This is a genomic window from Micromonospora fulviviridis (assembly GCF_014648395.1).
GTDB classification, from domain to species: Bacteria; Actinomycetota; Actinomycetes; order Mycobacteriales; family Micromonosporaceae; genus Micromonospora; species Micromonospora fulviviridis.
In genome coordinates, this window is the sequence record NZ_BMRA01000007.1 from 61,991 (window position 1) to 84,715 (window position 22,725).

Annotated in this window: 22 protein-coding genes and 1 pseudogene; 8 read left to right on the plus strand and 15 right to left on the minus strand. The window is 74.9% G+C overall.

Annotation, left to right across the window (positions count from 1 at the left end; genetic code table 11):
* Positions 1-386: pseudogene (locus IEY96_RS19535) on the plus strand (hypothetical protein); the annotation flags it as partial.
* A 9-nt stretch (positions 387-395) separates the two neighbouring features.
* Here IEY96_RS19535 and IEY96_RS19540 read toward each other — a convergent pair.
* Positions 396-1,817, minus strand: a complete 1,422-nt coding sequence (locus tag IEY96_RS19540; protein WP_189196253.1) for a serine/threonine-protein kinase — start codon at positions 1,815-1,817, stop codon at positions 396-398.
* A gap of 181 nt (positions 1,818-1,998) precedes the next feature.
* On the opposite strand from IEY96_RS19540, the gene IEY96_RS19545 reads away from it, so the two are divergent.
* On the plus strand, positions 1,999-2,619 hold the full coding sequence (locus IEY96_RS19545; protein ID WP_189196254.1) for a hypothetical protein: 621 nt from the start codon (positions 1,999-2,001) through the stop codon (positions 2,617-2,619).
* A gap of 88 nt (positions 2,620-2,707) precedes the next feature.
* Positions 2,708-3,106: a hypothetical protein gene (locus IEY96_RS19550; RefSeq protein WP_189196255.1), complete on the plus strand. Its 399-nt coding sequence runs from the start codon at positions 2,708-2,710 to the stop codon at positions 3,104-3,106.
* Between the two features lie 88 nt (positions 3,107-3,194).
* On the opposite strand, the gene IEY96_RS19555 is transcribed toward IEY96_RS19550, so the two are convergent.
* The 7 genes from IEY96_RS19555 to pgsA form a co-directional block, all read right to left on the minus strand.
* A complete protein-coding gene (locus tag IEY96_RS19555; RefSeq protein ID WP_189196256.1) occupies positions 3,195-3,944 on the minus strand; it encodes a YebC/PmpR family DNA-binding transcriptional regulator in 750 nt (249 codons plus the stop codon).
* 258 nt (positions 3,945-4,202) lie between these two features.
* Positions 4,203-4,808 carry a pyridoxal 5'-phosphate synthase glutaminase subunit PdxT gene (gene pdxT / locus IEY96_RS19560; protein WP_189196257.1) on the minus strand — a complete coding sequence of 202 codons (606 nt, stop codon included), beginning with the start codon at positions 4,806-4,808 and terminating at the stop codon, positions 4,203-4,205.
* Positions 4,809-4,864: 56 nt separating this feature from the next.
* The gene (gene pdxS, locus IEY96_RS19565; RefSeq protein WP_189196258.1) at positions 4,865-5,782 is read right to left on the minus strand and encodes a pyridoxal 5'-phosphate synthase lyase subunit PdxS; all 918 of its coding nucleotides are present in this window, start codon (positions 5,780-5,782) and stop codon (positions 4,865-4,867) included.
* A gap of 136 nt (positions 5,783-5,918) precedes the next feature.
* Positions 5,919-6,422: a hypothetical protein gene (locus tag IEY96_RS19570; protein ID WP_189196259.1), complete on the minus strand. Its 504-nt coding sequence runs from the start codon at positions 6,420-6,422 to the stop codon at positions 5,919-5,921.
* Positions 6,423-6,504: 82 nt separating this feature from the next.
* Positions 6,505-7,665, minus strand: a complete 1,161-nt coding sequence (locus IEY96_RS19575; RefSeq protein WP_189196260.1) for a glycosyltransferase family 4 protein — start codon at positions 7,663-7,665, stop codon at positions 6,505-6,507.
* A 13-nt stretch (positions 7,666-7,678) separates the two neighbouring features.
* Positions 7,679-8,617, minus strand: coding sequence for a phosphatidylinositol mannoside acyltransferase (locus IEY96_RS19580; protein ID WP_189196261.1), 939 nt, complete (start codon positions 8,615-8,617; stop codon positions 7,679-7,681).
* Entirely contained in the window at positions 8,614-9,234 is a 621-nt protein-coding gene (gene pgsA / locus IEY96_RS19585) for a phosphatidylinositol phosphate synthase (protein WP_189196262.1), read from the minus strand. The genes IEY96_RS19580 and pgsA overlap by 4 nt, the downstream gene beginning before the upstream one ends.
* 251 nt (positions 9,235-9,485) lie before the next feature.
* Between pgsA and IEY96_RS19590 the strand changes: the two genes are divergently transcribed.
* Entirely contained in the window at positions 9,486-11,648 is a 2,163-nt protein-coding gene (locus IEY96_RS19590; RefSeq protein ID WP_189196263.1) for an elongation factor G-like protein EF-G2, read from the plus strand.
* 121 nt (positions 11,649-11,769) lie between these two features.
* On the opposite strand, the gene IEY96_RS19595 is transcribed toward IEY96_RS19590, so the two are convergent.
* The 4 genes from IEY96_RS19595 to thrS form a co-directional block, all read right to left on the minus strand.
* On the minus strand, positions 11,770-12,828 hold the full coding sequence (locus IEY96_RS19595; RefSeq protein ID WP_189196264.1) for an aldo/keto reductase: 1,059 nt from the start codon (positions 12,826-12,828) through the stop codon (positions 11,770-11,772).
* Positions 12,829-12,891: 63 nt separating this feature from the next.
* Positions 12,892-13,512 carry a CG0192-related protein gene (locus IEY96_RS19600; protein WP_189196265.1) on the minus strand — a complete coding sequence of 207 codons (621 nt, stop codon included), beginning with the start codon at positions 13,510-13,512 and terminating at the stop codon, positions 12,892-12,894.
* Positions 13,513-13,584: 72 nt separating this feature from the next.
* On the minus strand, positions 13,585-14,142 hold the full coding sequence (locus IEY96_RS19605; RefSeq protein WP_373293609.1) for an HIT family protein: 558 nt from the start codon (positions 14,140-14,142) through the stop codon (positions 13,585-13,587).
* 9 nt (positions 14,143-14,151) lie between these two features.
* The gene (gene thrS / locus IEY96_RS19610) at positions 14,152-16,176 is read right to left on the minus strand and encodes a threonine--tRNA ligase (RefSeq protein WP_189196266.1); all 2,025 of its coding nucleotides are present in this window, start codon (positions 16,174-16,176) and stop codon (positions 14,152-14,154) included.
* 202 nt (positions 16,177-16,378) lie between these two features.
* Here thrS and IEY96_RS19615 point away from each other — a divergent pair, with 202 nt between their 5' ends.
* The gene (locus tag IEY96_RS19615) at positions 16,379-17,167 is read left to right on the plus strand and encodes a DUF1775 domain-containing protein (protein ID WP_189196267.1); all 789 of its coding nucleotides are present in this window, start codon (positions 16,379-16,381) and stop codon (positions 17,165-17,167) included.
* Between the two features lie 125 nt (positions 17,168-17,292).
* Here IEY96_RS19615 and IEY96_RS19620 read toward each other — a convergent pair whose 3' ends face one another.
* Positions 17,293-18,219, minus strand: a complete 927-nt coding sequence (locus IEY96_RS19620) for an ADP-ribosylglycohydrolase family protein (RefSeq protein WP_189196268.1) — start codon at positions 18,217-18,219, stop codon at positions 17,293-17,295.
* A 73-nt stretch (positions 18,220-18,292) separates the two neighbouring features.
* Here IEY96_RS19620 and IEY96_RS19625 point away from each other — a divergent pair, with 73 nt between their 5' ends.
* The 3 genes from IEY96_RS19625 to IEY96_RS19635 all read left to right on the plus strand — a co-directional run bounded on the left by IEY96_RS19625 (position 18,293) and on the right by IEY96_RS19635 (position 20,911).
* A complete protein-coding gene (locus IEY96_RS19625; protein WP_089155714.1) occupies positions 18,293-18,982 on the plus strand; it encodes a response regulator transcription factor in 690 nt (229 codons plus the stop codon).
* 29 nt (positions 18,983-19,011) lie between these two features.
* A complete protein-coding gene (locus IEY96_RS19630) occupies positions 19,012-20,400 on the plus strand; it encodes a HAMP domain-containing sensor histidine kinase (protein WP_189196269.1) in 1,389 nt (462 codons plus the stop codon).
* A 235-nt stretch (positions 20,401-20,635) separates the two neighbouring features.
* Positions 20,636-20,911, plus strand: a complete 276-nt coding sequence (locus IEY96_RS19635) for a hypothetical protein (protein WP_189196270.1) — start codon at positions 20,636-20,638, stop codon at positions 20,909-20,911.
* Here IEY96_RS19635 and IEY96_RS19640 read toward each other — a convergent pair.
* The gene (locus IEY96_RS19640; RefSeq protein WP_189196271.1) at positions 20,868-21,893 is read right to left on the minus strand and encodes an adenosine deaminase; all 1,026 of its coding nucleotides are present in this window, start codon (positions 21,891-21,893) and stop codon (positions 20,868-20,870) included. The two genes, IEY96_RS19635 and IEY96_RS19640, sit on opposite strands and share 44 nt — an antisense overlap.
* Positions 21,890-22,681, minus strand: coding sequence for a trans-aconitate 2-methyltransferase (locus IEY96_RS19645; RefSeq protein ID WP_189196272.1), 792 nt, complete (start codon positions 22,679-22,681; stop codon positions 21,890-21,892). The genes IEY96_RS19640 and IEY96_RS19645 overlap by 4 nt, the downstream gene beginning before the upstream one ends.
* Positions 22,682-22,725 lie beyond the last annotated feature (44 nt).

Below are 22,725 nucleotides of genomic sequence, written 5' to 3' on the forward strand. Positions count from 1 at the left end.
GCTCCGCCGCCCCTGCCCCGGAGCCGTCGACGGTGCCGCCGCCGAGCCGGAGCCCCGTGCCGCCCGCGTCGACCCGGAGCCGGACGGCCCGGCCGAGCGCGTCGGCGTCGACCCCGCTGCCGAGCGCCTGTCTCGGCGCGGTGCGCTACGACCTGGTCCTCGCCGAGACCGAGCTGGCATTGCTGAAGTCGCTGTGTTTCGCCACCGGCGGGGTGCTGCGCGTCCGGGGCATCGGGCCGGGTCAGGTCACCGTGGACCGGGAGGACCTGGTCTCCCGCAGCTACGAGGCCGGCGTGGTGGACATCCGGTTCGTGCGGACCGGCACCGTCGTGGTGACGATCCCGCAGGACGGCCGGGCGTACCCGATCACGGTCGTGGTGGTCTGACCGGGCGGCCTACCGGACCCGCACGCCGGCGAGCAGGGCGTCGACGAAGTCCTCTCCGCTGCCCGGCGGCGGGGTGAGCTGCACGTAGAGCAGACCGGCCGGGGCGGCCCGCCCGGCGGCCTCGACGATCACCGGCCGCCCGCCGGGGCAGGCGAACGCGGCGACCACCCAGTCGACGCCGCCCTGCCGGGTGCGCCGCACCGGCGCCGCGGCGCAATCCGCGTGCGGGCGTTCGGCGAGGAAGCCCTCGGGCGTGGTGCGGCGGGCCGTGCCGGCGGAGAGACCCACGAAGGCGCCGGGCACGCCCGGGTCCGCCGCCCAGCGGCCCGGATCCGGTGACACCACCAGCGCCGGTTCCAGCTCGCCGTCGTCGCCATACTGCCCGGCCCAGCCGGTGCCGTCGGCCCGCCAGCCGGCCGGCAGGGCGACGGTGAGCGGCCCGCTGCGTCCCAGTGCACCGGTCGGGGTGCGGCCGGCCGCGTCGCCCGCCGTGGCGCCCAGGGCGACGAGCACCACCGCGACCGCCCCCGAGGTGGCGAGCCGCCGCCGGCGCGGCGGCCGCGGGGCAGCGCCACCGGGAGGCCCGGCGAGGGCCGCCGCGGCGTGCCCGGAGGCGGCGGTCGCGGCGTGCCCGGTGGCGGCGTGCCGCAGGGCCGCCCGGAACGCCGCGGCGTCCGGGTAGCGGTCGGCCGGCCGCGCGGCGGTGGCCCTGCGGAGCACCGCGGCCACCCCCGGCGGCACGCCGGCCCGCAGCCGTGGCAGCTCGCGGCCGGGCCGCCGGTCCTCCCGGGGACCGGCCCGCACCGGGGGGTCGCCGAGCAGCCGGAGGCCGAGGCGGCCCAGGCCGAACACGTCCGCGCGGGTGTCGACGACCGCGAGCGGGTCGTCCTGCTCCGGCGCCATGTAGCCGGGCGTGCCCGCCCGGGCGGTCAGCCCGGAGGCGGCGGCGAGCGCCTTGGCCAGCCCCAGGTCGGCGATGAGCACCCGCTCGGCGCCCGGCCCGGATCGGAAGAGGATGTTGCCGGGGGTCAGGTCGCGGTGCACCACGCCCTGCCGGTGCAGCACCGCGACCCCCGCCGCGATCTCGTCGAGCAGCGTCACGGCCGCGACCGCCGGCAGCGTACCCCGCGCCAGCCGGTCCCGGAGGCTGCCGCCGTCCGCCCAGGCCAGCACGGCGTACGGGCGGCCGTCGGGCAGTTCGCCCACGGTGTGCACCCGGACCAGGCGGTCGTGGTCCAGCCGGCGCAGCAGACGCGCCTCGTCCAGGAAGCGTTCCCGCACCCGCAGGTCGTGGCTCCAGTTCTCGGCCAGCACCTTGATCGCCACCCGGCCGTCGAGCACCGGGTCGTACGCGAGCCACACGGTGGCGAACGACCCCGCCCCGAGCAGCCGCTCCACCCGGTAGGCCCCGATCCGCGTCGGCGCGGTCATCGCATCACCTCCGGGATCGTCACCCCGGCCACCCGTCGACTCGACGGTAGACGTCGCAGCCGGGCGGCGACACTCCCGGCGGCGGCGCGGCCGTCCCGCCCGGACGGTCGGGAACCCGACGAACCGAATCCGCCGGGCCGGAGACCAACAGGGCAGGAGAACCGCCGAAGGGAGACCCGCAATGAACCACCTCTGGTCCACCATCCTCGCCGGGCTGCTGGCCCTCACCGCCGCCGTCCCGACGACCGTCACCGCCCCGCCCGCGGCCGGCGCCCCGGCGGCCCGGGCGACCACCGACCGCGCGCCGGCGGGCGGGGCCGTCGCCGGCCGCGCGCCGCTGGGTGGCCCGGCGACCGTCACGCAGGTCGAGGTGCTCAGCGTCCGCGGCGCCGGCCCGTACCGGATCGGCGCGCGGCTCGACCGGCTCGCCGCGGCCGGCCTGATCGACTGGACCGCGCCGGGCTGCGCCGGGGTGGTGCACGCCGGCGCCACGGGCGCCTGGGCCGGAAAGATCATGCTGGCCTTCCGGTTCGGCCGGCTGGTGTCGGTCGGCACGGCGACCGTCCCGCCCCGCTCCCCCGCCGGCGCGTCGGTCGGCATGTCCTTCGCCGACCTGGAGCGCATCTACGGGCGGCGCGGGGCGCTGATCCGCAACGACGCCGGGGACGCCGAGGCCTACCTGGTCCGGTTCGGGTCCCGGGCGGAGCTGTTCACCAGCCACCCGATCCGGAGCGGGGTCGGCTACTACGAGGCCGGGATCGCGTCCTACGTGGAGAGCGGATTCCGGCACCCGTCCTGCTGAACGCGGGCCCGGACACGACGAGGCGCCGGGCGACCGGGTCGCCCGGCGCACAAAAGGGGCGGCATGACCTGTGCGAGGATCGCCAACCATGAGTGCGGACCCGACCTACCTGCACGCCCTCGCCGGCGAGTGCGTCGACCTGGTGTCCCGGCAGTTCGGCCGCCGGCTGGACTGGTCACCCGAGAGCCTGTCGACGCTCGACGAGGTGTGCGCCGACCTGCTCGCCGACGGGCCGCTCACCGAGGAGCGCCTGGACCTGTGGTGGCGGCTGGTCGGCGCCTACACCGGCGAGGTGGTCATCCGCGCCTACGCCGGCGAGTGGGTCGAGCACGAGACGTCGCCCGGAGCCCCGGCGGTCTCGGCGCTCGGCGTGACCGGGTTCCCGTTCGGGCTGGCCGCACGGGTCCTGGACGGTGAGCCGTACAAGAGCCTCGCCTCGTTCGTGGGCGCTCTGCCGGCCATCGCGGAGCGCGCGGCGAGCGACTGACCGCCGGCGGACGGTTCCCGCGAGGCGCCGGAACGCACAGCGCCGCCGGGCCGACCCGAGGGTCGGCCCGGCGGCACGTCCGGCAACCTCAGCCGACCGCGGCCATGACCTCGTCGGAGACGTCGAAGTTGGCGTAGACGTTCTGCACGTCGTCGCAGTCCTCGAGCACGTCGATCAGCTTGAAGATCTTGCGTGCGCCCTCCTCGTCCAGCGGCACGTTGACGCTGGGGATGAGGGAGGACTCGGCCGACTCGTACTCGATGCCGGCGTCCTGGAGGGCGGTGCGGACCGGGATCAGGTCGGTCGGCTCGGAGACCACCTCGAACGCCTCGCCGAGGTCGTTGACCTCCTCGGCGCCCGCGTCGAGCACGGCCATCATCACGTCGTCCTCGGTGGTGCCGGCCTTGGGGACGATCACCACGCCCTTGCGGGAGAACATGTACGACACCGAGCCGGCGTCGGCGAACGAGCCGCCGTTGCGGGTGAGCGCGGTGCGCACCTCGGTGGCGGCGCGGTTGCGGTTGTCGGTGAGGCACTCGATCAGCAGCGCGACGCCGTTCGGGCCGTAGCCCTCGTACATGATCGTCTGGTAATCGGCGCCGCCGGCCTCCAGCCCGGAGCCGCGCTTGACCGCACGGTCGATGTTGTCGTTCGGGACGGAGTTCTTCTTCGCCTTCTGGATGGCGTCGTAGAGGGTCGGGTTACCGGCGGGGTCCCCGCCGCCGGTCCGGGCCGCCACCTCGACGTTCTTGATCAGCTTGGCGAACATCTTGCCGCGCTTGGCGTCGATGACGGCCTTCTTGTGCTTGGTGGTCGCCCACTTTGAGTGGCCGGACATCTCATACCTCCGTCTGTTGACTCACGCCTGCGTCGACTGTCCGCGCCCGCGCCGAACCGGGACCGCCGGGCGGTCGGCTGGGGGGCGGCGGCGGGCGGTGAGCCCTGCCGAACCGCGGCAATCCTATCGAGGTGGCGGCCCCGCATGTCACACCCGGCACCCGCGACCGGCCCGGCGGGGTGGAGGGAGCCGTCGCCGGAAGGCCACGAGGGTGGCCCGGAGGACGTGCCTCAACAGCGCCGCGACCAGGAGAAACGGTCAGGCGGCGGCGCGGACCAGGTCCACGAAGTAGCGGTGCAGCCGCAGGTCGCCGGTGAGTTCCGGGTGGAACGAGGTGGCCACCAGGTGGCCCTGCCGGACCGCGACGATCCGGCCGGCGGCCGGCCCCTCGGTGACCCGGCCGAGCACCTCGACGCCCGCGCCGACCCGCTCGACCCACGGGGCCCGGATGAAGATCGCGTGGAACGGTTCGCCCTCGACACCGGCGATCTCCACCGGCGCCTCGAAGGAGTCGACCTGGCGGCCGAAGGCGTTGCGCCGGACGGTCATGTCGATGCCGGCGAAGCCGCGCTGGTCGGGGCGGCCGTCGAGCACCTCGGCGGCCAGCATGATCATGCCGGCGCAGGACCCGTAGACCGGCATGCCGCCGGCGATCCGCTTGTCGATCGGCTCGCGCATCTCGAAGATGTCGGCGAGCTTGCTGATGGTGGTCGACTCGCCGCCCGGGATCACCAGGCCGTCGACCACGTCCAGCTCGGCCGGGCGGCGCACCGGACGGGCGTCGGCGCCGGCCCCGGCCAGGGCGGCGACGTGCTCGCGCACGTCGCCCTGGAGGGCGAGCACACCGATGACGGGTGCGGTCACTCCCCGCTCCTCTCGCTCGTCGGACGGGGCCCGGTCCGGGCCCCGTCCGGTCACCGTCACCAGCCGCGCTCGGCCAGCCGGTGCGGCTGCGGGATCTCGTCGACGTTGATGCCGACCATCGCCTCGCCCAGGCCGCGGGAGACCTTGGCCAGCACGTCCGGGTCGTCGTGGAAGGTGGTGGCCTTCACGATCGCGGCGGCGCGCTGGGCCGGGTTGCCCGACTTGAAGATGCCCGAGCCGACGAAGACGCCCTCGGCGCCGAGCTGCATCATCATGGCCGCGTCCGCCGGGGTGGCGATGCCGCCGGCGGTGAACAGCACGACCGGCAGCTTGCCGGTCTCGGCGACCTCCTTGACCAGCTCGTACGGCGCCTGCAGCTCCTTGGCGGCGACGAACAGCTCGTCGGCCGGCAGCGACTGGAGCCGGCGGATCTCCCGGCGGATCTTCCGCATGTGGGTGGTGGCGTTGGAGACGTCACCGGTGCCGGCCTCGCCCTTCGAGCGGATCATGGCGGCGCCCTCGGTGATCCGGCGCAGCGCCTCGCCCAGGTTGGTCGCGCCGCAGACGAAGGGGACGGTGAACGCCCACTTGTCGATGTGGTTCTCGTAGTCGGCCGGGGTCAGCACCTCGGACTCGTCGACGTAGTCGACGCCGAGGGACTGGAGGACCTGCGCCTCGACGAAGTGGCCGATCCGGGCCTTGGCCATGACCGGGATGGAGACGGCGTTGATGATGCCGTCGATCATGTCCGGGTCGCTCATCCGGGAGACGCCGCCCTGGGCGCGGATGTCGGCGGGCACCCGCTCGAGCGCCATGACGGCGACGGCGCCGGCATCCTCGGCGATCTTGGCCTGCTCGGGGGTGACCACGTCCATGATCACGCCGCCCTTGAGCATCTCGGCCATGCCCCGCTTGACGCGGGCGGTGCCGACGACGGGGTTGGCGTTGGTGTTCGGGGAGGTGGATTCGGGCACGGGTCATCGCTCCTTGGACGTGCTCGGGGGGTGGCTGCGAAAAGGTTACGACGGTGTCAACGCCGGTCCGACAGCCAATCAGACCCCCGGTGGCCTGCTCTGTGGTCGGCGTCACGGGGTCCGGGCCACCGCCCGCTCAGCCGGTGGTGACGTCCGCCCGCGGGGCGAGCGTGGGGTCGTCGACGTCGAAGTAGCGCGGCCACTCCCGCCCGCGTCCCATCCGGAACAGGCGTACCACCGGGCGGCTGCGGGCCGACCGGGCGTCCCGGACCAGGTCGGTGTGCACCTGCCGGGCCAGGGCCAGCCGCCGGCTGGCCGCGATCACCGCCTCGCAGGCCGGGTCGTCCGGGTCCAGTTCCACCGTGCGCAGCTGCCGGGTGAGGTCGTTCTCCGCGGCCTCCCGTTCCTCCCCGACGGCGTCCAGGGCGATCCGGGCGGCCGCGTACAGCTCCACGCCGTAGCGCTGCTCGGCCAGCACCGCGGCGGCGGCCGCGCGGCGCAGCAGGTGCGCGTCGAGCGCCCGGGCCGCCGACTCCGCGCGCGCCTGGAGCCGCTCGACCCGGCCGGCGGTCCAGATCAGGTACGCCGAGACCAGCCCGAGCACCAGGACCGCGCCCACCACCCACCACATGCCCGGCATCGTAGTGCTGCTCCTCATCCCGCCCGGCCCGCGCGGGCACCGGTCGACGCGCTCGTCACAGCGGCCCCACCGGCCACCGGGTTCAGCCCAGCCCCGCCCATTCCTGGTCCATGACCCGGCCGTCGGTGGCCTCGATCGCCGCTGCGTATACCTCCAGAACCCGGCGGGCAACCACGGGCCAGTCGAAATTCGCCACCACCTGGTCGCCGCAGGCGGTCAGCGCGGCCCGCTGCCCGGCGTCGTCGAGCAGTTCGGCCAGGGCGGTACGCAGCGCCGCCGCGTCACCGGTCGGGAAGAGCCGGCCGGCCCGCCCGCCGTCGAGCACCCGGCGGAACGCGTCCAGGTCGCTGGCCACCACGGTGGTGCCGGCGGCCAGCGCCTCGGTGAGGATCATCCCGAAGGACTCCCCGCCGGTGTTCGGCGCGACGTACAGGTGCAGGCTGCGCAGCATGCGCGCTTTGTCCGGCTCGGAGACCAGGCCCAGGAAGATGACCCGGTCCCGCAGGCCGGCCGGGAACTGCCCGTAGAGGTCGTCGGCGTCGCCCGGGCCGGCCACCAGCAGGCGCAGCCCGGGCCGGTGCGGAGCGAGCGCCACGAAGGCGTCCCGCAGGATCGGGAAACCCTTGCGCGGCTCGGTGAATCGGCCGAGGAAGCCGAGCGTCCCGCCAGTGCCCGGCGCGCACTCCCCCGGCCAGCCCGGCAGCGGCTCGACGCCGGCGAACTTCGCCACCGCCACCCCGTTGGGGATCTCCACGGCGCCGCCGTCCATGTGCTCGACCTGCACCTTGCGGGCCAGCGCGCTCACCGCGATCCGGGCGGTGATCCGTTCGAGGAGGATCTGGAGCACCCCCTGCGCGGCCGAGAGCACCCGGGACCGGGTCATCGCGGTGTGGAAGGTGGCCACCACCGGCCCCCGGGCGCACAGCACGGCGAGCATCGACAGACTCGGGGTGAGCGGCTCGTGCACGTGCAGCACGTCGAAGTCGCCCCGGTTGATCCAGCGCCGCACCCGGGCCGTGGAGACCGGACCGAACGCGATCCGGGCCACCGAGCCGTTGTACGGCAGCGGCACCGCCCGGCCGGCCGACACCACGTACGGCGGCAACGGCGAGTCCTCGTCGGCCGGGGCCAGCACGCTCACCTCGTGGCCGAGCCCGAGCAGCGCCTCGGCCAGGTCCATGACGTGGTTCTGCACCCCGCCGGGGACGTCGAAGGAGTACGGGCACACGATGCCGATCCGCATTGCGCCCGCTCCCTCAGTTCGTCCCGGTGGTGGCCGCCGGCGGCGCCGCCGAGGCGGTGGAGCCGTCCGTGCGCTGGTCCAGCCACATCCGCTGCAACATGTGCCAGTCTTCCGGATGCCGGGCGATGCCCGCCGCAAGACCGTCGGCAATCCGCTGGGTCACGGCGCGTACCCGGGCGTCCAGCGGGGCGCTGTCCGGGTCGGGCAGCTCCAGCGGGCCCTCGAGGGCGGCGCGGGCGCGGTCCGGCTCGAACCAGAGCGAGGCCACGTAGAGCGGCGCGCCGGTGCGCAGCGCCAGCAGGGCCGGGCCGGGCGGCATCCGGGTCCTGCCGCCGAAGAACTCGACCTCTACGCCCCGGGCGGAGAGGTCCCGGTCGGCGAGCAGCGGCACCACGGCGCCGGCTCGCAGGCGGTCCACCAGCACGTCGAACGCCGGCCGGTCGCCGCCGGAGGTGGGCAGGATCTCCATGCCGAGGCCCTGCCGGAAGGCGAGGAAGCGCTCGTAGACGCCCTCGGGCTTGAGCCGCTCGGCGACCGTGGTGATCGGCCAGCCGGTGGCGGCCACCCAGGCGCCCGCGGCGTCCCAGTTGCCGGCGTGCGGCAGGGCGACCACCGCGCCCCGGCCGGCCGCCACGTCGGCGGCGAGCTTTTCCTGGCCGTCGAGGTGGAACCCGGCGAGGATCTGCTGCCGGCTCAGGCTCGGCAGCCGGAACGCCTCCAGCCAGTACCGGGCGTACGACCGCAGGCCGGCGCGGACCAGCCGGTCCAGCTCCGCCTCGGGAAGCTCCGGGCCGACCACCCGGCGCAGGTTGGCGCGCAGCCGTTGCGTACCCTTTCCGCCCCCGCGGTGGGCGCGGTCGGCGCCCGCCCGGAAGGCGGCGGCGACCACGGGCTGGGGCAGCGCGCGGACCAGGCGCCAGCCGGCGACGTAGGCCGCCTCGGTGAGGTTCACTCCCGGCCGACCAGCTGCGCCTGCCGGTACACGTGGGCCATCCGCTGGCCGACCGTGAAGATCGAGACGGCGGCGAGCAGCCAGAGCGCGATCTCCAGGGCCGGGTCGACGCCGAGGCCGGTGAGCAGGCCGCCCACCCCGACGATCAGCAGCCGCTCGGTGCGCTCGGCGATGCCGACGTTGCAGGTCATCCCGAGGCCCTCGGCGCGGGCCTTGACGTAGGAGACCAGCCCACCGGCGGCCAGGCACAGCAGCGCCGCCGCCACCCCGGAGTGGTCCTGCTCGGTGGCCAGCCAGTACGCGACCGCGCCGAAGACCGCGCTGTCGGCGATGCGGTCCATGCTCGAGTCGAGGAAGGCCCCGAACCGGGTGGAGCCGCCGCTCATCCGGGCCATCGTGCCGTCGAGCAGGTCGGTGAGCGCGAAGACCGTGACGATCAGCGCACCGGCGACCAGATGACCGCGGGCGCCGAAGCCGAGCGCGCCGACGAGCACGCCGACCGTGCCGGTCACGGTGACCGCGTTGGGGGACACACCGGCGCGGAGGAGTCCGCGCGCGACCGGCTCCACGACGCGGGTCATCCCCGCGCGGGCCGTCACTTGGAAGATCTTCGCCATGGCGGTCCCACGATAACGGCCGGCAGCGGTCGGGGATACAGCCGGTCGTCCCGACCCGCCAGGCGCACTTGTGCCGGCCCGGTTACGGGTGTGAGATCGAGCGTGGGAGGTGAGCCAGTTCACCGGATCACCGGTCCGCGTACCCGTCGTCCAGGAGATCACCGGAAGATATCGCCGCGGCGCCTGACCGGGCCGCTTCCCCGTCGCGCGCGGCGGTCGCCACCACCACCGGTTGAGGGAGGTGCGCCGCGATGGCGCAGAAGAATCAGGAGAAGGGTGTCACCGGCGGCGCGCCGGTGGTGACCGAGCCCGGCAGGGTTCGCAACGTGGTGCTCGTCGGGCACTCCGGGGCGGGCAAGACGACCCTGGTCGAGGCGCTGCTCGCGACCAGCGGCACGATCGGCCGGGCTGGCAGCGTCACCGACGGCACCACGGTCTGCGACCACGACCCCGCCGCCGTCCGCCAGCAGCGCTCGGTGAGCCTGGCCTGCGCCCCGCTGCTGCACCGCGACGTCAAGGTCAACCTTCTGGACACCCCCGGGTACGGCGACTTCGTCGGCGAGCTGCGCGCCGGGCTGCGGGCCGCCGACGCGGCGCTGTTCGTGGTCTCCGCCGTCGACGGCATGGACGCGGCCACCGCCGCGCTCTGGGAGGAGTGCGCCGCGGTGGACATGCCCCGCGCCGTCGCGGTGACCCGGCTGGACCACCCGCGCGCCGACTTCGACGAGGCCGTGGCGCTCTGCCAGCGGGTCTTCGGCGACAACGTGCTCCCGCTCTACCTGCCGATGCTGGGCGACGACGGCGAGTCGGTCGCAGGCCTCATGGGGCTGATCACCCGGCGGGTCTTCGACTACTCGCAGGGCCTGCCGGCGGCGGTGCGCGAGCCCGACCCGGAGCACCTGCCCGCCATCCTGGAGTCCCGCGACGAGCTGATCGAGGGGATCATCGCCGAGAGCGAGGACGAGACCCTCATGGACCGCTACCTCGGCGGCGAGGAGATCGACACCGAGGTGCTCATCACCGACCTGGAGACGGCGGTCGCCCGCGGCCACTTCTATCCGGTGGTGCCGGTCTGCGCGGAGACCGGCGTCGGCCTCGACGCGCTGCTGGACGGCCTGGTGGCGGCGTTCCCGTCGCCGCTGGAGCACGAGCTGCCCGCGGTCACCGGGGTGGACGGCTCGCCCCGGCCGCCGCTGGCCTGTGACCCCGACGGCCCGCTGGTCGCCGAGGTGGTCAAGACGACCGTGGACCGGCACGTCGGCCGGGTCTCCCTGGTCCGGGTCTTCTCCGGCACGCTCCGCCCCGACCAGGTGATCCATGTGTCCGGGCACGGCATGGCCGAGCGCGGTCACCCCGACCACGACGCCGACGAGCGGGTCGGCCACATCTACAGCCCGCTCGGCGCGACGCTGCGCGAGGTGCCCACCGCGGTGGCCGGTGACATCTGCGCGATCACCAAGTCGGGCAGCGCGGAGACCGGCGACACCATCTCCGCCAAGGAGGAGCCGCTGCTCATCGCCCCGTGGGAGATGCCGGAGCCGCTGCTGCCGGTGGCCATCGTGGCGAAGAGCCGGGCCGACGAGGACGCCCTGGCCCGCAACCTGGCCCGGCTGGTCGCCGGCGACCCGACGCTGCGGCTGGACCGCAACGCCGAGACCCACCAGCTGGTGCTGTGGTGCATGGGCGAGGCGCACGCCGACGTGGTGCTCGACCGGCTGCGCGCCGGCGGGGTGGAGCTGGAGACCGAGCCGGTCCGGGTGGCGCTGCGCGAGACGTTCACGGCCGGCGCCAAGGGGCACGGCCGGCACGTCAAGCAGTCCGGCGGCCACGGCCAGTACGCCGTCTGCGACATCGAGGTCACGCCGCTGCCCCGGGGCGCCGGCTTCGAGTTCGTGGACAAGGTGGTCGGCGGCGCCGTGCCGCACAACTACATCCCGTCGGTGGAGAAGGGCGTCCGGGCCCAGATGGAGCGCGGCCTGGTCGGCGGCTACCCGATGGTGGACCTGCGGGTGACCCTCTTCGACGGCAAGGCGCACAGCGTGGACTCCTCCGACGCGGCGTTCCAGGCCGCGGGCGCCCTCGCCCTGCGGGACGCCGCCGAGAAGGGGCAGCCGGCGCTGCTGGAGCCGGTCGACGAGGTGACCATCCGGGTGCCCGACACGTCGGTGGGCGCCGTGATGGGCGACCTGTCCGGCCGGCGCGGCCGGGTGCTCGGCACCGAGGCGGACCCGGACGCCGAGGGCCGCACCCTGGTCCGCGCCGAGGTCCCCGCCACCGAGTTGCTGCGCTACGCCGTCGAGCTGCGCTCGATGACCGCCGGCACCGGCACCTTCCGCCGCGAGTTCGCCCGCTACGAGCCGATGCCCGCCCACCTCGCCGAACAGGTCCGCAAGGAGGCCGGCGCCCGGTCCTAACCCGTTCACCCGGCGCCGATCATGGAGTTGTGGTTCCCGATTCCTCCAGTGGAGCCCGTTTCCGGCGGTGCCACAACTCCATGACCGCCGGAGCGGGGGCGGGCCGAAGTGCGGGGGCGGGTCAGGGGCGGGCGGCCGGGACCGGTGGCATCGGCCAGTGCGGGCGGTCGGCGTCGCGCAGGGCGGCCGCGCGCAGGGCGGCGAGCCGGCGTTCCACCTCGGCGAACTGGTCGGCGGCGAGCGGGCCCCGGGCCAGCGCGGCGGCGTTCTCCTCCACCTGGGCGACCGTGCGGGCGCCGGGGATCGGCACCGAAAGGCCGCTGCGCGCCCAGATCCAGCCGAGCGCGCCCTGCGCCAGGGTCCGGCCGTCGGCGGTCAGCGCGTCGCGGACGGCGGCGACCCGGCGCAGCCATTCCGGGGCCGGCCGGCCGCTGCGGAACCACTCCAGCCAGTTCGGCGCGGTGCCGCGCACGTCGTCCCGGGGCAGCGTGGACGCCGGGGTGTACTTGCCGGTGAGCAGCCCCATCCCGAGCGGCCCCCGGGCCAGGCTGGCCAGGTCGTGCTTCTCGCAGACGGCCAGCATGGCCGGGGCGTCCCGGAGCACCGACAGGCCGTGCTGCACGGCGGCGGCGCCCCGGGCGACCTGGGCGAAGGCCGCGGCGCGGTCGACCCGGTCGGTGCTCCAGCCGTACGCCCGGACCAGGCCGTCGGCGACCAGGTCCTCCAGGGTGCCGATCAGCGCCTCGGCCCGGGGCACCGGCAGGTCGCCGAGGTGCAGTTGGTAGAGGTCGATCCGGTCGGTGTCCAGCCGGCGCAGCGAGTCGACGACGGCCCGCCGCAGGTACTCCGGCGAGGCGTCCTCCCCGGTGGCCTGCCGGGTCCGCTCGTCGAAGGTGTAGCCCCACTTGGTGGCGATCACCGCCTCGTCACGGCGGCCGGCGAGCGCCCGCCCGAGGATCCGCTCGCCGTGCCCGGCCCCGTACGTGTCGGCGGTGTCGAAGAGCGTCACCCCGAGGTCGAGGGCGCGGCGGACCGCCCGGACCGACTCCTCGTCGTCCACCGCGCCCCAGCCCAGCGGGCGGGCACCCTCGGCCCACGGGCCGCCGATCGCCCAGCAGCCCATGCCGAGGGCGCCGACCGCGATGCCACTGCGACCCAACGGCCGCGTGCTGACTGCCATCGCCGCATCCTGCCACCTTCCCGGGACCCGCGGGCGGCTTCGTCACCCCGGGTGCCGGGAGGGTCAGCGGGCGTACGCGAGCAGCACCGGGTCGGCCTGGCCCACCCAGGCGCCGGTCAGCCGGGACGCCGTCGGGGCGTCGGCCGGGGCGGGGCGGCGGACCACGGCCAGCTCGATCCCGCCGGCCCGGATCAGCGTCGGGTCGCCGTCGACCACCTCGTCGATGGTGTCGAGCGCGGGCGGCGTGCCGGTGCGGGCGCCGGCCAGGGTCATGCTCGGGGCGCGCACCTCGCGCCGGCCGTCGACCTCGAAGTACTCCTCGGCCTGCCCGGCGTCGGCGAGGACGGCGGCGGCCAGGGCCGGCGGGTAGACCGGGTCGGCGCAGCCGTCGTACACCCAGCGCGGGCCCAGCACGGAGTGCTCGGTGGTGCCGACCAGCCAGCGGTCGGCGCCGGCCAGCGGCGCGGCCCGGTAGGTCAGCGGCACCTGGAGGACCGGCCCGTTGCCGGCCCGGACCAGGATGGTCTCGATGCCGACCTCGCCGGCCGGGTCGTCGAACCGGTAGGCGGCCACCCGGGTGACCTCCGCGCCCGCCTCACCGGCGAACCAGGGCCGGCCGGGCAGCCAGGCGGCGAGCAGGTCGAGCTTCGAGGGGCGCAGTTCCGCGCGGTGCAGCAGAGCCATGCCCAAGATCGTACTGCCGGGCTCGGGCCGCCGGGGCGGCCGACCTCCCGGCGACGCGGCACGCCCGCGGCGTCAGGCCGGCCAGGCCTTCGCGAACAGGTCCCGGGTGTCGGCGAGCAGTTGCGGCAGGACCTTGGTGCGGCCGATCACCGGCATGAAGTTGGCGTCGCCGCCCCACCGTGGCACCACGTGCTGGTGCAGGTGCGCCGCGATGCCCGCGCCCGCCACGCCGCCCTGGTTCATGCCCAGGTTGAAGCCGTGCGCGTTGGAGACGTGCCGCACCACCCGCATGGCGTCCTTCGTGAACGCGGCCAGCTCGGCGGTCTCCGGCACGTCCAGCTCGGTGTAGTCCGCCACGTGCCGGTACGGGCAGACCAGCAGGTGGCCCGGGTTGTAGGGGTAGAGGTTGAGCACCGCGAAGACGTGCTCGCCCCGGGCCACCACCAGGCTCTCGTCCGGCGGCAGGCCGGGGGCGAGGCAGAACGGGCACCCGGTCGGCTTCTCGTAGCCGCCCGCGGGCCGGTCCTCGCCGGAGATGTAGGTCATCCGGTGCGGCGTCCAGAGCCGCTCCAGCCCGTCCGCCAGACCGTCGTCGCCGCCGCCGTCGAAGTGCCGTTCCGCCCCAGTCACACGCCGATCCTAGGTGTTGGGGGTGCCCTCCGCCGACGGGCCGGAGTTGGTCCGGGACTCGACGACCTCCCGCACGTGGGCCACCGCCTCCTCGACCGGCACGCCGTTGCGCTGCGACCCGTCCCGGTAGCGGAAGGAGACCGTGCCGGCGGCCACGTCGTCGTCACCGGCGATCACCATGAACGGGATCTTCTGCTGCTGGGCGTTGCGGATCTTCTTCTGCATCCGGTCGTCACCGGCGTCGACCTCGGCCCGGATGCCCTGCTTGCGCAGGGTGGTGACGAAGTCCTGGAGGTAGTCGGTGTGGTCCTCGCGGATCGGGATGCCGACCACCTGCACCGGGGCGAGCCAGGCCGGGAACGCGCCCGCGTAGTGCTCGGTGAGCACGCCGATGAACCGCTCGATCGACCCGAACTTGGCGCAGTGGATCATGACCGGCTGCTGCCGCGTGCCGTCGGCCGCCTGGTACTCCAGCCCGAAGCCCTTCGGCTGGTTGAAGTCGTACTGGATGGTCGACAGCTGCCAGGTACGGCCGATGGCGTCCTTGGCCTGCACGGAGATCTTCGGGCCGTAGAAGGCCGCGCCGCCCGGATCCGGCACCAGGTCCAGCCCGGTCTCCCGGGCGCACTGCTCCAGCACCGCGGTCGCGGTCGCCCAGTCCTCGTCCAACCCGACGAACTTGTCGAGCTTGGCCTCGTCGCGGGTCGACAGCTCCAGGTAGAAGTCGTCGATGCCGAAGTCCTTGAGCAGGCTGAGCACGAAGTTGAGCAGGTGCTTGATCTCGGCGGGCGCCTGCTCCCGGGTGCAGTACGAGTGCGAGTCGTCCTGGGTCAGGCCGCGCACGCGGGTCAGCCCGTGCACCACGCCGGACTTCTCGTAGCGGTAGACCGACCCGAACTCGAACAGCCGCATCGGCAGCTCGCGGTAGGACCGCCCGCGCGACCGGTAGATCAGGTTGTGCATCGGGCAGTTCATCGCCTTGAGGTAGTAGTCCGCGCCCTCCAGTTCCATGGGCGGGTACATCCCGTCGGCGTAGTACGGCAGGTGGCCCGAGGTGTGGAACAGCCCTTCCTTCGAGATGTGCGGGGTCCCGACGTACTGGAAGCCCTCCTCGATGTGGCGGGTGCGGACGTAGTCCTCCATCACCCGCTTGAGCACGCCACCCTTGGGGTGGAAGACCGCCAGGCCGGAGCCGATCTCGTCGGGGAAGCTGAACAGGTCCAGGTCCGCGCCGAGCTTGCGGTGGTCGCGCCGGGCGGCCTCCTCCAACAACCGCAGGTACGCCTTCAGCTCGTCCCGGGTCGGCCACGCGGTGCCGTAGACCCGCTGGAGCTGCGGGTTCTTCTCCGAGCCCCGCCAGTAGGCGGCGGCCGAGCGCATCAGCTTGAACGCGCCGATGAGCCGGGTGTTCGGCAGGTGCGGGCCGCGGCACAGGTCCGACCAGCAGACCTTGTCCTCATTGGCGGCGAGGTTGTCGTAGATGGTCAGCTCGCCGCCGCCCACCTCCATCACCTCGGAGGAGTCCAGCCCCTCCCCCTTGACCTCGATCAGCTCCAGCTTGAACGGCTCGGCGGCCAGTTCGGTGCGCGCCTCGTCCAGGCTGGTGAAGCGGCGCCGGCGGAAGCGCTGCCCGGACTTGACGATCTCCTGCATCCGCTTCTCGAGCTTCGCCAGGTCGTCCGGCTGGAACGGCTTGCCCACCTGGAAGTCGTAGTAGAAGCCGTTCTCGATCGGCGGGCCGATGCCGAGCTTGGCCTCCGGGAAGACGTCCTGCACGGCCTGGGCCAGCACGTGCGCGGTGGAGTGGCGCAGCACGTTCAGCCCGTCCGGGCTGTCCAGGGCGACCGGCTCGACAGCGGTCTCCTCGGCCGGCTTCCAGTCCAGGTCGCGCAGCTCGCCCTGCGGGTCGCGGACCACCACGATCGCCTTCGGGCCGTTCATCGGCAGGCCGGCCGCGGCCACCGCGTCGGCCGCCGTCGTCCCGGCGGCGACGACGACGGGGTCGGCCACGATCGGGGTACGGGGTGCGGACACGGTGACTCCTGTCGTCGACGGGTTCGGATGCGCCGGGTACCGGCCCCTGCGATGCTATCGGTCGCCCCGACCGACGCCGTCGGCGACGCCGCGCTCCCCCGGCGATCGGTTCCGTCCCGCGTTGAACCTTTCCGCCCTCCCGCCCGAACTACCGGGTGGGGCCGGAGCCGGACCGGCCGCGTCGACACGGATGGGGACGACCATGACGATGACCCGTCGGGGCCGGTGGTGGGCGATCGCGTTGCTGGCCGCCACGGTCGGCGGCACCCTGGGCTGGCCCGGTGCCGCGAGCGCCGCCGAGGTGACCCTCACGACCTCACCGGCCCAGGTGCGCCAGGGCGACGCCATCGAACTGGCCGTGGTGCTGCCCGAGGAACGGGCCGGCAGCCGGACCAGCCGGATCGAGCTGCGGATGCCCGTGGACGCCCCGATCGGCGAGGTCTACCCGCTGTCCGTGCCGGACTGGGCGCCGACCATCACCACCCGCACCCTCGACCGGCCGGTCGCCGGCATCCACTCCTCGGAACTGAACCAGGTGACCGACGCGGTGACCTGGATCCGGATGCCCGGCACCACCGGGCCTGCCCGCCTGTCGCTCGGCATGGGCCCGATGCCGGCCACCGACCGGCTGACCTTCTCGGTGATCCAGACCTACGCCGACGGCACCGTGGTCCGCTGGACCGACCCGCCCGGCGGCGCGCACCCCGCCCCCACGGTGACCCTGCTGCCGCCGCTGCCGGGCGCCGCCGTCCACGCCGGCCACGGCGGCCCGGTCGCCGAGGAGCCGGCCGAGGCGGCCACCCCGGCACGAGCCGGCGACGACGGACCGAGCGCCGACCTGCTGCTGGGCGGCGGGCTCCTCGCCGGGCTGGGCGGCGGCGCGGCGCTCGGCTGGCTGCTCAGCCGCCGCCGCAACACCCTGACCCTCCGACCCGACGCCGACCCCGCCACCACGGAGACCGCGCCCCTGACCCCCTCGGCCTCCCGCTGAGCTGTCCGCCCGCGGCGATCTTGGCGACCCACCGTTCGTGGCGAACGACAACTCGCCAAGATCCGAAGTCGGACGGCGCGGTGTCGCACGTGGGAGGGGCCGTACGTGCGGGATCGCGCAGGCGGTCAGGCGGGGGCGGCGAGCCAGGCCGGGAGGGGTTCGCGGGCCGCGAGCCAGCCGTCCGGGACGCCGCCCGGGGTGCCGACGCCGGTGTGGGCGGCCACCACGCCGCCGACGATCGCCGCCGTGGTGTCCACGTCGCCGCCCGCCTCGACGCAGGCGCGGATCGCGGCCGGATAATCGTGCAGGTGGGTGGCGGCGACCCAGAGGCAGAAGGGCACGGTGTCCTGGGCGGTCACGCGGGAGCCGTTGCCGAGCGCCTCGGCCACCTCCCCGGCCGGGTGGCCGCGCAGGGCGGCGGCCCGGCGTACGCCCCGGTGCACCTCGCCGGCCGGGTCCAGCGCGCCGGCCACCACGGTGAGCAGCCGGGCCGGCTCGGGCCGGTCCCCGTCCAGCCGGGCCCGGGCGGCCAGCGAGGCGGCCACCGCCACGGCGACGGCCCCGGCGACGCCCTCCGGGTGGGCGTGGGTCACCTCGGCCGAGGCGCGGGCCTGGTCGGCGGCCCGCCGCGTGGAGTCGGCGTACCAGGCGCCGAGCGGGGCCACCCGCATGGCCGCGCCGTTGCCGCAGGAGCCCTGCCCGTCGAACGCCGACGCGGCGGCAACCGGCCACGGTGTGCCCGCGCGGATCAGTTCGAGCAGTTCCACGGCGCCGGCGCCGTAGCGGCGGGCCGGGTCGTAGTGCGCCGCGAAGGCGAGCGCGAGGGCGTCCCGGTCGATCCGACCGTGCGCGGCCAGCACGGTGAGCACCGAGCAGGCCATCTCGGTGTCGTCGCTCCACGGCCAGGGGCCGGGCGGGAGCGCGTCCGCCCAGGCGGCGACGGCCTGGCCCGGGACGAAGAACCGCGCGCCGAGGGCGTCACCGACCGACAGGCCGGCCAGCGCGTCGCGGGCGAGCGTGAGGCGGGTGTCGGGGAAGAGAGTGAACGTCATCGCCGTCCCAGCTTGCCCGGTTCCGGGGAGTGCCGCAACGCGATCAACTTGCCACGCCGAGTACGGTGCTGACGTGGCAACCGTCCTCCTGGTCGAAGACGATCACGTCGTACGCGGCGCGATGCTGCGCTCCCTCACCGACCGGGGACACGCGGTGCACGCCGTCGGCACGGCGCTGGACGCGCTGCGCCGGGTGGCCGCCGAGACCCCCGACCTGGTGGTGCTCGACCTCGGCCTGCCCGACCTGGACGGTTCCGACGCGCTGCGGATGCTGCGCGGGATCACGGACGTGCCGATCATCATCGCCACCGCCCGGGACGACGAGCAGTCGGTGGTGCGGCTGCTGCGCGCGGGCGCCGACGACTACATGGTGAAGCCGTTCACCGGCGCCCACCTGGACGCCCGGATCACCACCGTGCTGCGCCGGGCGGGCCGGGCCAGCCGTACCGTGCAGCCGGCCGTGCACACGGTCGGCGGCCTGCGGGTGGACGTGGGCGAGCGCAGCGCGGTGCTGGACGGCGAGCCCCTGGCCCTCACCCGCAAGGAATTCGACCTGCTGGCGTATCTCGCCGCACGTCCCGGCCGGGTAGTGTCCCGGCGGGAACTCTTGGAGGAGGTATGGCGGCAGCCCTCGGTCGGCGAGGACCAGACCATCGACGTTCACCTGTACTGGCTGCGCCGCAAAATGGGCGAGTCCGCGGCGAAGCCGCGCTACCTGCGCACCGTGCGGGGGGTCGGCTTCCGGCTGGTGGCGCCGGACTGAGGCAGGCGCTGGCCTGGCTCACGGCCGGCATGTGCAGCCTCGTCGCGCTCGCCTTCCTCGTCCCGCTCGGGATCACCCTGTCCGACCAGGCGCGGGAGGAGAAGCTGGCCGACGCGGCCCGGCGCAGCGCGCTGGTCACCGGGGCGCTCGCGGTCAGCACCGACCCGGAGATCGTCCGGCGGGCCGTGGCGGCCAGCGGCGACGACCCGGCGCTGCGGCCCGTCGTCCACGGGATCGGCGCCGACGAGCGCGCGGGCCGCGCCGACGCGGCGGCGCTGGACCGGGCGGCCGCCGAGCGGCAGTCGGTGGTCACCGACGTGTCCGGCGGCGTGCTCCGGCTGGACCCGGTGGTGCTCGGCGACCGGGTGGCCGTGGTGGAGGTCTTCGTCCCCGACGAGGTGCTCGACGAGGGCGCCGGCGGGCGGTGGCTGCTGCTGCTCGCGGTGGCGGTGGCGCTGGTCGGGGCCGCGGTGGTCGTGGTCGACCGGGTGGCCGCCCGGGCCGTCGACGCCACCGGCGAGCTGGTGAAGGCGGCCCTCGCGGTCGGCGACGGCGAGCTGGGCGTCCGGGTCGAGCCGACCGGGCCGCGGGAGCTGACCGAGGCCGGGCACGCGTTCAACCGGATGGCCGAGCGGCTGGTCGCGCTCCGCGCCGACGAGCGGGAACTCGTCGCCGACCTGTCGCACCGGCTGCGGACGCCGCTGACCGCACTGCGGCTGGACGCGGAGGCGCTGGAGTCCGACGACACCAGCATCGGCACGTTCAGCGAGGCGGAGCTGGACCGCCGCCGCGGCATCCGGCGGATCCGGCAGGCCATCGTCACGCTGGAGGGCGAGGTCGACCAGCTGATCAAGACCACCCGCAAGGCGGTCGGGCAGGAGACCGGCCCGGCGACCTGCGACGTGAGCGAGGTGGTCCGGGACCGGATGGTCTTCTGGTCGGCCCTCGCCGGTGACCAGAACCGGCCGCACCGGGTGGTCGGGGCGCAGCTGCGGATCCCGGCGCCGGTGCCCCGGGCCGAGCTGGCCGCCGCGCTGGACGCGGTGATCGGCAACGTCTTCCGCTACACGCCGCAGGGCACCGCGTTCGAGGTGGCGGTGAGCCGGCGGGACGGCTGGGTGGCGATCCGGATCGACGACGCCGGGCCGGGCATCCCCGACCCGGACCGGGCGCTGCGCCGGGGCGCCAGCGACCAGGGCTCCACCGGGCTGGGGCTGGACATCGCCAAGCGGGTCGCGTTGCAGGCCAACGGGTCGGTGAGCATCGACCGGGCACGGCTCGGCGGGGCCAGCGTGGTGATGCTGCTGGCCGACCCGGAGGCGACACCCCGGCAGGTCAACCGGTTCGGTCTGGTGGGCCGGATGGCGCGGGACGCCCGGGAGCCGCGGGCCGGCCGCCGCTGGCCGCGCCAGCGCTGAGCCGGTGGCTGTGGGCCGCCGCAAGTTCTCCTTAGGAGTGGGTTAACGACGGCCGGAACAGCGGTCCGGACTGTCAGGATCAGGACCGAACCCATCAGTTCCGTCGGCCGGGACGCCCCGTAAGAACTCCGGTCGGCGGAGCCGTGCGCGCGGCGGGAGTTCGGTCCCCCCACACCTCGCTCCCGCCGCGCGCCACTTCCCCGTCGAACCGCACCCCGGGCGTGAGGTGACCGTGATGACGCCGACCGTCAGCCGCCTGCTCCGCTGGGCCACCGTCATCGGTCTGGGTGTCGCCCTCACGCTCGCCGCCTGGCAGGACCCCGTGCACGCGGACGGCCCGGGCCGCTCCGCCGGCGGCCTGCCCGCCGTCGCCGTGGTGGTGGCGGCGGTGGTCGGGTTCGGGCTGGCCCTGGCCGGGAGGCGCCGGCCGCTGCGGGTGTCCCGGCGGCCGGAGCCGTCCCGTCCGGTCAGCGCGTCGCGGCCGCCGCGTACGCGTCGATCTCGCCGCTGATCCGGGCCCGCTCCCCCGGCTCCAGGAACGCGGCGGTCACCGCGTCCCGGGCCAGCGCGGCCACCCCGGCCGCGTCGAGGTTCAGCAGCCGGGCCGCCACGGCGTACTCGTCGTTGAGCGTGGTGCCGAACATCGGCGGGTCGTCGGAGTTGATGCTGACCAGCACGCCGGCCTCGACGAGCTGGCGCAGCGGGTGCTCCTCGATGCTCGCCACCGCCCGCGTCCGCACGTTGGAGGTGGGGCAGACCTCCAACGGGATCCGCCGCTCGGCCAGGTGGGCCAGCAGCGCCGGGTCGAGCGCGGCGGAGATGCCGTGGCCGATCCGCTCGGCGCCCAGTTCGCGCAGCGCGTCCCAGACGGTCTCCGGGCCGGTGGTCTCGCCGGCGTGCGGCACCGAGCGCAGCCCGGCCGCGCGGGCCTGGTCGAAGTACGGCTTGAACTGCGGCCGCGGCACCCCGATCTCCGGGCCGCCCAGGCCGAAGCTGATCAGCCCGTCCGGCCGCTCGTCGAGGGCGATCCGCAGGGTCTGCTCGGCGGCCGGCAGGCCGGCCTCGCCGGGGATGTCGAAGCACCAGCGCAGCGCGATGCCGAAGTCGGCCTCGGCCCGCTTGCGGGCGTCCTCGATCGCCTCGCAGAACGCCGGCGCCGGGATCCCGCGGTGCACGTGCGAGTACGGCGTGACGGTCAGCTCGGCGTAGCGGACCTGCTGGCGGGCCAGTTCCCGAGCCACCTCGTGGGTGAGCAGCCAGACGTCGTCGGCGTCGCGGATCAGGTCCACGACGCTGAGGTAGACCTCGATGAAGTGGGCGAAGTCGCGGAACGCGAAGTAGTCGGCGAGCGCCTCCGGGTCGGCCGGGACGGGGCTGCGCCCCTCGTGCCGGGCGGCCAGCTCGGCCACGATCCGGGGCGAGGCGGAGCCGACGTGGTGCACGTGCAGCTCCACCTTGGGCAGTCCGGCGATGAAGGTGGGCAGGTCGGTCACAGGTTCTCCTCTGCGCGGGCGCCGGTGCGGGCCACCACGAAGATCCGGCGGAACGGGAAGTACACCTGACCCTGCCGCACCGGGTACGCCTCGGCGAGGCGTACCCCCAGCTCGGCGCGGAAGTCGGCCCAGCCGGCGGCGTCGAGCGCGGCGCGGACCGGGCGCAGCGCCGTCCCCTCCATCCAGGCCAGCACCGGATGGTCGGCGCCGGCGGCCGGGAGCAGGTGCACGTAGGTAGTCTCCCAGGCGTCGACGGCGCAGCCGGCACCGACCAGCAGGGCGGCGTAGTCGACCGGTTCGTCGACGGGCGCCTCGCGCAGCAGCGGGGCTAGGGTGTCCCGCCACCGGTCCCGCCCGGCGACCTCGCGCAGCGCCCGGTGCGACGGGGCGGCGAAGTTGCCCGGCACCTGGAACGCCAGCCAGGCGCCGGCCGGCAGCGCGCCCGCCCAGCGGGTGAGCAGCTCCTGATGGCCGGGCACCCACTGGAGCACCGCGTTGCAGACGACCACGTCGACGTCGGGCTCCGGCCGCCAGTCCCGCACGTCCCCGACCGAGAAGGAGACCGGCGCGGCCAGGGCGCCAGCCCGGTCGATCATCTCGGCGGAGGAGTCCAGGCCGGCGATCCGGCTCGCCGGCCAGCGCTCGGCGAGGGTCGCGGTCAGGGTGCCCGGGCCGCAGCCCAGGTCGACGACCGCGCGGGGCCGCTCCGCCGGGACCCGGGCCACCAGGTCGTGGAAGGGGCGGGAGCGCTCGTCGCCGTAGCGCAGGTAGGTGCTCGGGTCCCACATGACAGCCTCCAAACCGTACGTACGTCTTGCTAGACGGTACGGCC

Coding starts and splice junctions, on each gene's coding strand:
- IEY96_RS19540 (WP_189196253.1), bottom strand. CDS start 1,817: ATGACCGCGCCGACGCGGATCGGGGCCTACCGGGTGGAGCGGCTGCTC.
- IEY96_RS19545 (WP_189196254.1), top strand. CDS start 1,999: ATGAACCACCTCTGGTCCACCATCCTCGCCGGGCTGCTGGCCCTCACC.
- IEY96_RS19550 (WP_189196255.1), top strand. CDS start 2,708: ATGAGTGCGGACCCGACCTACCTGCACGCCCTCGCCGGCGAGTGCGTC.
- IEY96_RS19555 (WP_189196256.1), bottom strand. CDS start 3,944: ATGTCCGGCCACTCAAAGTGGGCGACCACCAAGCACAAGAAGGCCGTC.
- IEY96_RS19570 (WP_189196259.1), bottom strand. CDS start 6,422: ATGCCGGGCATGTGGTGGGTGGTGGGCGCGGTCCTGGTGCTCGGGCTG.
- IEY96_RS19575 (WP_189196260.1), bottom strand. CDS start 7,665: ATGCGGATCGGCATCGTGTGCCCGTACTCCTTCGACGTCCCCGGCGGG.
- pgsA (WP_189196262.1), bottom strand. CDS start 9,234: ATGGCGAAGATCTTCCAAGTGACGGCCCGCGCGGGGATGACCCGCGTC.
- IEY96_RS19590 (WP_189196263.1), top strand. CDS start 9,486: ATGGCGCAGAAGAATCAGGAGAAGGGTGTCACCGGCGGCGCGCCGGTG.
- IEY96_RS19595 (WP_189196264.1), bottom strand. CDS start 12,828: ATGGCAGTCAGCACGCGGCCGTTGGGTCGCAGTGGCATCGCGGTCGGC.
- IEY96_RS19600 (WP_189196265.1), bottom strand. CDS start 13,512: ATGGCTCTGCTGCACCGCGCGGAACTGCGCCCCTCGAAGCTCGACCTG.
- IEY96_RS19615 (WP_189196267.1), top strand. CDS start 16,379: ATGACGATGACCCGTCGGGGCCGGTGGTGGGCGATCGCGTTGCTGGCC.
- IEY96_RS19620 (WP_189196268.1), bottom strand. CDS start 18,219: ATGACGTTCACTCTCTTCCCCGACACCCGCCTCACGCTCGCCCGCGAC.
- IEY96_RS19630 (WP_189196269.1), top strand. CDS start 19,012: ATGTGCAGCCTCGTCGCGCTCGCCTTCCTCGTCCCGCTCGGGATCACC.
- IEY96_RS19635 (WP_189196270.1), top strand. CDS start 20,636: ATGACGCCGACCGTCAGCCGCCTGCTCCGCTGGGCCACCGTCATCGGT.
- IEY96_RS19645 (WP_189196272.1), bottom strand. CDS start 22,681: ATGTGGGACCCGAGCACCTACCTGCGCTACGGCGACGAGCGCTCCCGC.